We start from the raw sequence: 10,570 nt of genomic DNA, 5'->3' as shown, positions 1-10,570 counted from the left end.
TGGGGTGGGCATCCTGCCCGCCCGACAATAGAAGTAATAGAAGAGAGTGGCAATCTTTGTGGGGTGGGCATCCTGCCCGCCCGACAATAGAAGTAATAGAAGAGAGTGGCAATCTTTGTGGGGTGGGTAGTATTGCCCGCGCCATGTATAAAATAACTATTTTTACTTGATTGAGCTGCGACTACTTAAGCATATACTAAATGCGTTCGCGCAGCGTGCGGTCGGCATATCGCGTAGCGGCGACGTCAGCAGATCGGGTAGCATCGACCCAGGAGAATTGCTTCCCATAGGTTACGGCAATGGTACAGCAAGTTAGACCAGGAGAACCCCAGTATAGCTGCGTCGTCCCCATCGATAGCATCACGGGAAACGCCGAGGCAGAAATTATCGCCTTTGGCGTTACCCCAGAAGATGCTAAAAACCAAGCTACCCAGTTATTGTCATCTAGTTATGGATGCAGCGAAGCGCAAATTAACGAGTTGCTGTTGCAAGCAAGGATAGAACCTTTAGCGCCATGGTGCGCCTCGGAGGATGTTAGATCAGAAACCCCATAGAAACCCGGTTTTTCTAAAAAACCGGGTTTCTGTTGCCAGAATAACTTGGAACTATGGCAAAAGCTGACTTTCGCTTCTTCGCCGAACTGAATTTCTTTTTACCCCCCAACAAAAGGGAGGTAAGCTTTGCCCATTTTTTTGAGGAACGCGGTTCAATTAAGGATGCAATCGAATCCTTGGGAATTCCCCATCCGGAAGTTGCTTTTATCGAGGTTAACGGCAAGTCGGTAGACTTTGGTTATATTGTCCAAGATGGCGATAAAATCAACGTCTACCCAATTTCTACATTACCTGAAATTCCCCCAACTATTACCGTACAACCTCAACCGCTGAGTGTGGCGCGCTTTGTTTTAGATATTCATTTGGGAAAACTGGCAAGTTCTTTACGTTTGTTAGGGTTCGATACGCTTTACCGCAACGACTACGACGACGAAGAATTAGCGCAAATTTCCGCCGCCTTGCAACGCATTCTGTTAACTCGCGATCGAGGTTTGTTGATGCGGAGTGTAGTCAGTTATGGATATTATGTCAGATCGACTAATCCAGACCGACAAATCGCCGAAGTATTGCAACGCTTCGATTTATTTAATTCCCTGACGCCGTTTTGTCGCTGTTTGCGTTGCAATGGTGTATTAGAAACCGTGGCAAAATCATCAATTATCGACCAATTGCCCGCAAGTGTAAGATTGCAGGTTGATGAATTTCACCGCTGTGGTGAATGTCAGCAAATTTATTGGCGCGGTTCTCACTACGAACGGATGCAGCAGTTTATTAATCACCTGCTGCAAGCGAAAACTCGCGTCTAGAAACCCGGTTTCTTCCTAGGTACACTGTACAAGTCAACATTTTATCATTGCCTTGTCCCTACTTTAAGAGAAACCGGGTTTCTTTGCATCAGTAAGCTAGGACCTTAACAATACAAGCTTATCCCTTTCTGCCAAACAAAAAAGGCAATCCGCTTCCTTACTAGATTGCACGCTTTTGCAACAAGTACAGCGGTAGAGGGTACAGTCTTTGACGTACCTCACTTTTTCCTTATTCCAAGACATATTCTTACTAACCGAATCTCAACAGGAACACAACTTTTATTTTATTTTTACATGACTTAAATAAATTTTCAACTAAATAAATCTTAAATAAGCGTTTATTACATAAATTTGTATTTTTTATTGAAAATTTACCGTTCCAGTGAGGATAAAGCAAAAATTATTAATTAAAATCTTCGCTAAGATAGGTTGGTGTTATCTATCTTGAGAATGAGGTTTTGAGGGAGAGGGAGTGTAAGCAATCTCTTGGGGATTAGGTGGATCGAGGTTGTACGATCTTAAGACTGCGCAACCGATCGATCGCCGCCGCCAACTCAAAGCGACGGAACATCGCCAAGTCGCATTGGGGAAACTGGGTCAAAATATCCAACCCCCCAGATGCGATATCCGCCATGACCAAATCGAGAATTTCTGGGATTGTACGACGTTTGTCAATATATCGCCGCCTGGCATATACCATTGCTGGTGCGATCGCTTTCAATTGCGCCGTATCGACAATTTGGTCGATACTCGATAAGTCGATATCTTCCGTCCCGAATACCATCTCGTCCACATCGCGGACTTTGAGGCGCACTTGCCTTTGTCCCCGACTCGGATCGATACTTTCTGGTAGGGGAATTCGCGGCGTAATCTTGCCAAAATTTTCCCCACCTTCGGGAGTGCGGGTGTCTGTATATTGTTGGGCGATTTCTTTTGCTTTTTCCGTCACATCTTCTGGTTGAAAATTGTGCATGGCGATCGCAGTATCCGCGACTGCAAAATAATCCCCGCTACCCCCCATCACCAAAATTGTCGAGACGCCGTAATCTGCATATAACTGTCGCACTTTATCGATAAACGGCGTAATCGGTTCTTGTTCTTTAGCAATCAGTGCTTGCATTCTTTTATCCCGAATCATAAAATTCGTCGCGGCGGTATCTTCATCCACCAGCAGCACCTTCGCACCCGCTTCCAATGCTTCGATAATATTTGCCGCTTGCGAAGTACTCCCGCTAGCATTAGTTGTGGAAAAATCCGTTGTAGACCGATTTTGCGGTAGATGATTGATAAAAGGAGAAATATCGACACTCGCAATACTTCTCCCATCTTCGGCGCGAATTTTCACCGCCGCCGAAGCGGTGACGACAAACTCGCGTCCATCATCGGGGATGTGGTTATAAACTCCCAATTCAATCGCTTTTAATAAGGTAGACTTCCCGTGATATCCACCCCCGACAATTAAGGTTACCCCTGCTGGCACTCCCATGCCAGAAATTAATCCTCGATTCGGACAATTAAATTCAACTTTTAACGACTCTGGCGATTTAAATCGAACTACCATTACTTGTAAAGGTTTGTCATCGACCCCGCTGCGTCGGGGTAAAATTGCCCCATCGGGAATAAAGGCGACTAAATTTTTTTCTACTAATTTTTCCCGCAGACAGTCTGCATCTTCAATTGTTTCTACATGGCGTTGAATTGCTTCAACATCCAGGTGAGAATATTTGAGGGTTCTATCAACTAAATGCGGAATATCTTCTAACAGCATTTCCACTGCTTGCTCTCCTAAAATACGCCTTCCACCTGCGGGTAACCCGACCACAAATCGCACTTCAACCATTTCATCGTTAATCAGAATTGATGTTCGTTCTAATACTTCTTGCCCGATTTTGGCGATCGCAATTAACCCGCTGTTCCCCGTCCCCCGCCTTTGACCAATCCGCCGCGCCAAACTGTCAAATTGGCGCGTTAAATAGTCTTTTAGGGCAATTTCTCGACTTTTGGTTCGGTAAAGCTGGCGGGGAAACCCTGCCACCTTCCCAGACACCTGGACGCGAAAATTGCTCGGCGATGCGAACGGGTCGCCTTGGATGCGATCGCACCATAGGACAAAATCCTCGCCAAATCTGTAATTACCAAGAATATCTTGGTAAGCTTTATACCCGCGTCCGTCTAGTTGTAAGAGCTGCTGGCGTAGCTTTTCGTGATTTGGCATAGTTTAGATCGGGATGGGAACCCTCTGAATACAGTAGGTTTATCGCTCAAGTTGAGTAGGATGCTTAGCTTTTGGTGAATAACTTAAGTTTAACTGATGTTTTAACTGCTACCAAATATTTTTTTACCCTTCGCTTCCAGGATACAGCTGGGGGGGTAACACCCCTCATGTAACCTGAAAATAGAGATGACAAGAGTGCGATCGCGTTGTTAGATTGTCTCTTGGAGCTGATAAGTTGGCTAGTATCTTCAAGGGAAGAGGGGCTTTTGGGGTTGAGTCTGTCCCGATGCAGGGTTGGTAGCCGTTTTAAGTATAAATCTTATACTCAATCATACGTGTTAATGCGTAAATCTTACCAAAATATAATTTTATTCAACCACAGATTTTCAGTATTTTTAATCATATGTTTTTGAAAAAAAACTATATAAGATAAAAGTGAAAATTGTGTGAAAATTACTTGCTCGTACCAGGATGATGCTCAATGACTTAGCTAATGAAACGCTGACCGCTCAATTACAAGCTTATAGCCAGAGGGGATTTACAGGCAGGCTTGATATCCGCGCAGCAATAACTTGGAGCCTTTATTTTTGCATGGGGCGCTTAGTTTGGGCGGCAGGGGGAGAGCATCCGGTGCGGCGCTGGCATCGGAATTTAAAACAATATTGTCCCCAGATAGAACCGGATAAAATTCGCCTCAGCGAAGCCAATATGCCCAGATATACCTGGGAGTATCTGGCTTTAACTGTATTAGTAAGGCGACAGAATATTACTGGAGAACAAGCTGTTGCTACGCTCAAAAGTACTATAACAGAAGTATTGTTTGATATTCTTCAGCACGCCGAAACAGAGCGGTTAATTTTGATTAGCGATACCCAAGATATTTTAGATGCTTCGCTCACCCCGATCAACCCAGACAAAGCACTAGAGGCGGCACAGCAAAGTTGGGCAATCTGGCGCAATTCTGGGTTAGGGAAACTATCTCCTAACATAGCGCCAACCCTGCTGCAAGCAGAGACATTGCATCAGATGACTTCTCGTGGGGTTTACAACACCTTGGTCCAATTAATTGATGGAAAAAGCACGTTTCGAGATTTAGCAGTTCGGGTGAACCAAGACTTGCTGGTGGTGACGCGCGCGCTAGTTCCCTATATCCGCAGACAAATTATGGGCGCGATCAAAATTCCCGACTTTCCCCAAAGAATCGCACCCATTGCACAGGAGGAGGAAACCAGCGGGATTTTGAAAGCACAAGCAACTCACATACAAACCCATTCTCTCAAACCCCGCGTCTTCCAAACCCCGCCTGCTCAAAATATTTCTCATGCATCATTCAATACCGAGGCAAAATTAGTCAGACCTTTAGTTGCTTGTGTGGAAGATAGCGTACAAGAATGCAGCATGATGGCAGATATTCTCACCAAAGCCAGGTATGGATTTGTGAGTATCCCAGATTCTGTACAAGCTGTACTGATGCTGCTGCAATATAAGCCTGATTTCATTTTTTTAGATTTAGTAATGCCCATTGCTAACGGCTATGAAATTTGCAGCCAAATTCGCCGAATTGAACACTTCAAAACTACCCCCATAGTTATTCTCACCGGCAGCGATAGCATTGTTGACCGCGTTCGTGCTAAAATGGTAGGAGCCAGTGATTTTATAGCCAAGCCAATCTCAGCGCGTAAAATCTTATCCGTTTTGCTGAAGCATTTGGATATAACATCTTTGCCCCCGGATAAATTTTCTTGTTTACACGATGTTTCTGTCTAATTTCAGATTTCAGATTTGAGATTTCAGATTGAATTAAATTTCAAAAGCTAGAACCCCGACCTTTAGAGAAGTCGGGGTTCTGGGTGGGAAGGTGTTGCGATCGCAACAGGTTAAGAAATGCTTTCCGCGAGTGCGGAAGGGAGGTATATCGCTGCTGATTGGACACGGCATCAACAATATTGTTCCATCATCCAAAATCTTCAGATTGGCGTGTCCCTGCCAACAATCGTGCCTCAAGTAATTCAGTTAGTTAATTGCTGAAAAAGCTGTTTCTGCCGCCTTCGGCAACTCAATTGGCTGGCACAAAATAGTCAGATGGATACAGATAATCTTCTTCTGATTCATCAATGACTCGGATTAATTGATGTTCAGCGGCGCGACTGTCGGGAATCACCCGATACACTTTTCGCACTTCCAATGAGGCTGTATAGTTATCGTTTTTAACGCACAATACAAATTGTGTTGATAAATTGGGCATATTCATGACTACTCCTACAAAATGCGTTTAATTTTGATTTCCTTTTTACCAATTCCCTGGGCTTCATACCAATGTAACTCAGCCTGGCAAATTGTCCCATCTCCAAGGCGAATAGTTGCTATTCCTTTTAGCTTTTTCCAGCCTCTAGCACCATAAAATTTTCACAAACGTGCCACCTCCCGAATCGATTTGTTAATTGCGATCGCTTCCACATTAGTAATGTCCCCAATTATTTCAAAATGCCCGATATGTTATGATGAATTACAACTTATCATTTTATAACAATTCAAAAAATCTATCATTCCTGGTGGGATAACTTTATTGTATGCGATCGCAGGCCAATTCCATCACCCATATCGCAACTGTAGGGACACGGCATCAACAATATTGTTGGATAATCCGAGATATTTCGGTTGCCGTGTCCCTACCCGATAACTATTGCTTCCTTAATTTGCCTCTTCTCTCTATCATTTCACCCGGTGCGGGGTTTAAACCTCCGGGCTAATAGCTGAAGTCCACGCTTTGTGGACTGAATGCATAATTTCAGTTTATTTTAATCGACTTGAACTATAGCTGTGGAAATTGATTTCCGGGCGGACTTTGGGGTTGAATGCATAATTTCAGTTTATTTTAATCGACTTGAACTATAGCTGTGGAAATTGATTTCCGGGCGGACTTTGGGGTTGAATGCATAATTTCAGTGCGATCGCTATCATCATTCTGGCATAGGGATATTCTGTTATAGGATTGTCTCAACAGCATTTAAGTAACAGTCATAAGCCATCTGGCCTCGGCAAACAAATATAACCTTTTCAATCGAGTTATATCTTTCCAGGAAAAACTTAACTTCTCTAACAGCAATTTTAGATGCCCTTTCAATTGGAAAACCAAACGCTCCTGTGCTGATTGCTGGAAAAGCAATTGTTAGTATATGGTATTCTTCTGCCAGAGCTAAGCAGTTGCGATAGCATCTCGCCAAGTTGCGATCCTCTTGATAACTGCCACCTTGCCAGATGGGACCAACTGTGTGAATCACCCATCGTGCTGAGAGATTATAACCATTGGTAATTACTGCTTCACCCGTAGCGCCGCCGCCTAGCTGCCGACATGCCTCTCTTAGCTTAGACCCAGCAGCACGGTGAATTGCACGGTCTACACCACCACCACCAGAAAAGTATATATCGGTAGGATTAACAATTGCATCCACCTGTTGCTGAACAATATCGCCTTCAATAACCTCTATTCGACTCTTGATAGAGCTTTGCTGAGGAAAGCTTACCGCTTCAATAGGTTTGAAATTGTTTTGGCATTGTTCAAATTTTGATGCCAGAACAGAAATAATATTCCACCATATATCCCGTGCAGCCCTAAAATTACCCCACAACCAGTCCAACATTCCTCCCGGCAAGTGACCAACTGGAGCTGTAGTGTTGAAGGTGAGGTTGTCACTAGAAGGAACAATGTCGTCAACTCCCTTAATCCACCCAATGCGCCTACAAAAACGGAAGCAGATGTGAGTATCTGCGTTCCAAGTACCGCCGAGACTCTCCCAGATGCGCGTTTGGATGCTGAAGCCAAAAAGCCCTTTGCTGTATTTAACCCAAAGCTGGTCGATGGCAAGTAAGTCCGTACATGGAAATTTTGCTATGTCTTGTTCTCTCAACCAATCTTTTGCTACTCGACCAGATATCCTTAGCATAATCGCAGTAGTTTCTCGGTCTGCCTCTTGCCATTTTTCTGCTGCTAATAAATCCCGCAGCCGAGTGTAATCTACTCCCCGCTCAGAACTGAGGTCATCAGGAGCAACTGTTTCAGATATTAGTAATTCACTGTTGGACTTTTGGGTTGTTACAGGTATCGCAATTGTTGGAGTCAAGCATCCTGGTTTTAAAGAATTGAGAACTGCCAATACTTCAGCCGCTGATTGGTAACGCTGACGAAAGTCATAGCGTACCATTCGATCTAGAATGTCTGCAAACTTAGAGCTAACTTGTGCTTGGTCGCGCCAGACAATTTCAGAGCTGATAGCATCTTCTGGTAATCGCCTGGGATTTAACCCTGTAAGCGCTTGGATACCCAGTACTCCCACTGCATAAATGTCGCTGCTAAAGCGTGGCTTTCCTGCCATCTGTTCGTTTGGCATATAGCCAGGTGAGCCAATTGCTACTGTCAAACTTGTATAACCTGAAGCATCAATCACTTGAGTTCTAATTTGTTTGACAGCCCCAAAATCAATCAGAACTAACTTTCCACCTTGCCTACGCCGGATTAAATTAGCAGGTTTAATATCCCGATGAATTACATTCTGTTGATGAACGAAGGTTAATACTTCCAGAATGTCCCGTAATATGAAAATAACCTGGTCTTCATTTAACTGCTGACCTGCTTGTAGTTCCTGCCTCAGTTCATGTCCTTCAATCAACTCTTGCACTAAATAAAACTCTCGATCTTCCTCAAAGTGGGCAAAAAGTCGAGGGATTTGAGCGTGGTTTCCTAACTGGTATAAAACTTCAGCTTCCCGGTCGAACAAACGCCTTGCTGCTTGCAAAGCTGATAAAATATCGGTAGTTTTAGGCTTCAGTTGTTTAACAACGCACTGAGGATTACCAGGTAAATGCCTATCCTCAGCTAGGAAGGTAGTACCGAAACCCCCTCCTCCCAAGTGGCTCATAATTTTATACCGCCCACCCAGTATTTTTCTCAACATCATAAGTGGCGTAATGGATTTGGCTGACCGAAGCGTTTATTGATACCGATTTTGGCACATTATACTTTTTCTAGTCTTGGGTATAGTCAGAAACCGGGTTGCTTGAAGAAACCCGGTTTCTCGCTTCCAGGCATCCCGCCTTTTTGCAACTGGGTAAGACTTTGGATGAATGCGCTGCCAAATACCGCAAATTCTGCAAAAATTATCGCCCAAAGCCTAAACCAGAGTCGAAAAACCACTGGGGGAGTCGCCTGTTAGCAGGAATGAAGATAAAAAAAGGCAAGAGTAAAAAATCCCCTGGTCAAATTACCTTCCCTTGGGCACCCTTGGATACTTCCGATCCAGAAATTAACGCGGCGGCAGAAAAATTTGTCCTGGCTAACTCCTATAACCCAGAAGTCGCTCTGCTCCAGTTTTCTCGCCAGTGCCAGGTAACGGAAAGCTGAAATGAAGATTTTGCGTGGGAAAGTCTTCTGTTTGCAAATCTTTACCAAAAGCTGTGACGCTTATATGTTACACTTTACAAGTCTCTGCGCGAGAGAAGAGATCCCCAACTGCCCACGAAAGCCACACAACGCCCGAAACCCACACCCCCCAACCCAACCCCAACCCACGCCCCATCCAAGGGAGATGCCCCCCAGGGGCATTCGGGGAGAAGGTTAGCTCAGAGTAGTATAGCCATTTGTCATTCACACGCCACCCAACGCGATCGCCGAACTTTTCCCAGACTTCAGTATCGTACTCACCCAGCTTGCCGCCGACTTCTAGCCAAATGCGCTTCTGCACGCTAAAGCCGAAGTACCCATTGCTGTATTTTACCCAGAGTTGGTCAATCGTGCGTAAGTCTTCGCAGGGAAAATTTTCGATGCTGTAGGTATCAAGCCAGCCCTCTTTTTCTCGCCCCGCTACTTTTAGCATTACCCTTGCCGTTTCCTCATCCGCCTCTTGCCATTTTCCTGCTGCTAATAAATCCCGCAATTTTCCATAATCCATCCCCACCGCTGAGACAAGTTTAACCCCCTCATCATTTGGCTTAGCTTCACTCTTAGCCCCCTTTTGTAAGGGGGGCTGGGGGGATCTCCCGCCACGAACTTGACTGTCAGAACTGGGTTGAGAAACTACCTCATGTCCTACCCGCTGAGCAATTCTTTGAAATGCCAAGATTGCATCCATATCCGAACCAGAAGCAGCTATATTGACTCTAATCCATAGCTGCTTTGCCAGTTCCAAATCTCCCTCCAGTTCTGCCTTACAAGCATCAAGCTTCAAGGTTTCAATATCCCTCAACGTTGCATACTTAGGTAACAGAATCAGGTGATACTTCGTCGCAGGTTCCGCAATAATATAAGGCGTTTGCCGAGGCTTATTATGCTGACGATTCAATTCCGGCACTCGATAAGACAAATACTGATACAACCGCTCAACCGTTGCACAATTTCCCTCACCCTGAATCCGCAAAGCCTCTAACAAAGTATGTGTAAACGCCCCCTGCTGTAACTTATCAATCTCATAAGAAATCTCGCTAGGACTGCCAGAAAAAATCGTCACCACCCCTTGCTGATGTTCGCCGCCAATTCCCAACCCTCTCCCGCCAATATTGCGACAAGAATCCAGAATCAGCACCACATTATCTGCCCCACACCGCCGCAGCCGTTCCGTCACGTAACTAACCGGAATTGCCGTCCGTTCTACATTTCTGGGATTCGCATCACACGGCATCAAATAATCTCGGTCAGCATAACGCAACCCATGCCCCGCAAAGAAAAACCAGAAATTATCTCCAGCCTTTAAACGGGGTTTTTCAAAGTAGTCAAGCAAAAAAGATTCCAGATTTCCCAAAGTTGGCTGGGACGGAATGGTGACCCCCGGACGCAAGTTAATCTCAGCAGCATCATCCGAAAAGAAATAGACCTTCTCAAACCCCGCTTCTTGCTCGAAAAAATCCCGCACCAACTCAGCATCGCGCTTGGCGTAATTCAAAGGGGTCAGATTGTTCGGGTTATATTGGTTAATTCCGATTACAATTGCTTGATTTCTTGCCAT

The 10,570-nt window shown here is 44.8% G+C and carries 10 protein-coding genes; 6 read left to right on the top strand and 4 right to left on the bottom strand.

Features of this window, described 5'->3' with window-relative positions; genetic code table 11:
* The first annotated feature begins 299 nt into the window (after nucleotides 1-299).
* Complete coding sequence (locus tag MiSe_RS33265) at nucleotides 300-554, top strand: hypothetical protein (protein ID WP_226588165.1); 255 nt, start codon at nucleotides 300-302, stop codon at nucleotides 552-554.
* Between the two features lie 53 nt (nucleotides 555-607).
* Nucleotides 608-1,360, top strand: a complete 753-nt coding sequence (locus MiSe_RS33260; RefSeq protein ID WP_226588164.1) for a Mut7-C RNAse domain-containing protein — start codon at nucleotides 608-610, stop codon at nucleotides 1,358-1,360.
* Nucleotides 1,361-1,853: 493 nt separating this feature from the next.
* Here MiSe_RS33260 and MiSe_RS33255 read toward each other — a convergent pair whose 3' ends face one another.
* A complete protein-coding gene (locus MiSe_RS33255; RefSeq protein ID WP_226588162.1) occupies nucleotides 1,854-3,575 on the bottom strand; it encodes an ABC-ATPase domain-containing protein in 1,722 nt (573 codons plus the stop codon).
* 471 nt (nucleotides 3,576-4,046) lie between these two features.
* Here MiSe_RS33255 and MiSe_RS33250 point away from each other — a divergent pair, with 471 nt between their 5' ends.
* Nucleotides 4,047-5,342 carry a response regulator gene (locus tag MiSe_RS33250; RefSeq protein ID WP_226588160.1) on the top strand — a complete coding sequence of 432 codons (1,296 nt, stop codon included), beginning with the start codon at nucleotides 4,047-4,049 and terminating at the stop codon, nucleotides 5,340-5,342.
* 117 nt (nucleotides 5,343-5,459) lie between these two features.
* On the top strand, nucleotides 5,460-5,603 hold the full coding sequence (locus tag MiSe_RS33245) for a hypothetical protein (RefSeq protein WP_226588157.1): 144 nt from the start codon (nucleotides 5,460-5,462) through the stop codon (nucleotides 5,601-5,603).
* Between the two features lie 28 nt (nucleotides 5,604-5,631).
* Here MiSe_RS33245 and MiSe_RS33240 read toward each other — a convergent pair whose 3' ends face one another.
* A complete protein-coding gene (locus MiSe_RS33240; RefSeq protein ID WP_226588155.1) occupies nucleotides 5,632-5,820 on the bottom strand; it encodes a hypothetical protein in 189 nt (62 codons plus the stop codon).
* 325 nt (nucleotides 5,821-6,145) lie between these two features.
* On the opposite strand from MiSe_RS33240, the gene MiSe_RS33235 reads away from it, so the two are divergent.
* The gene (locus MiSe_RS33235) at nucleotides 6,146-6,325 is read left to right on the top strand and encodes a hypothetical protein (RefSeq protein ID WP_226588153.1); all 180 of its coding nucleotides are present in this window, start codon (nucleotides 6,146-6,148) and stop codon (nucleotides 6,323-6,325) included.
* 234 nt (nucleotides 6,326-6,559) lie between these two features.
* Here MiSe_RS33235 and MiSe_RS33230 read toward each other — a convergent pair whose 3' ends face one another.
* Nucleotides 6,560-8,527, bottom strand: a complete 1,968-nt coding sequence (locus MiSe_RS33230) for a macro domain-containing protein (RefSeq protein WP_226588173.1) — start codon at nucleotides 8,525-8,527, stop codon at nucleotides 6,560-6,562.
* 98 nt (nucleotides 8,528-8,625) lie between these two features.
* On the opposite strand from MiSe_RS33230, the gene MiSe_RS33225 reads away from it, so the two are divergent.
* Complete coding sequence (locus MiSe_RS33225; RefSeq protein WP_226588151.1) at nucleotides 8,626-8,973, top strand: hypothetical protein; 348 nt, start codon at nucleotides 8,626-8,628, stop codon at nucleotides 8,971-8,973.
* Nucleotides 8,974-9,040: 67 nt separating this feature from the next.
* Here the strand turns inward: MiSe_RS33225 and MiSe_RS33220 are convergent, their stop codons facing one another.
* The gene (locus MiSe_RS33220; protein ID WP_226588149.1) at nucleotides 9,041-10,570 is read right to left on the bottom strand and encodes a GUN4 domain-containing protein; all 1,530 of its coding nucleotides are present in this window, start codon (nucleotides 10,568-10,570) and stop codon (nucleotides 9,041-9,043) included.

It is taken from the genome of Microseira wollei NIES-4236, from assembly GCF_020521235.1.
GTDB lineage: Bacteria > Cyanobacteriota > Cyanobacteriia > Cyanobacteriales > Aerosakkonemataceae > Microseira > Microseira wollei.
Note: the sequence above shows the minus strand (reverse complement) of the source record. Positions and strands in the feature narration are given on the sequence as shown.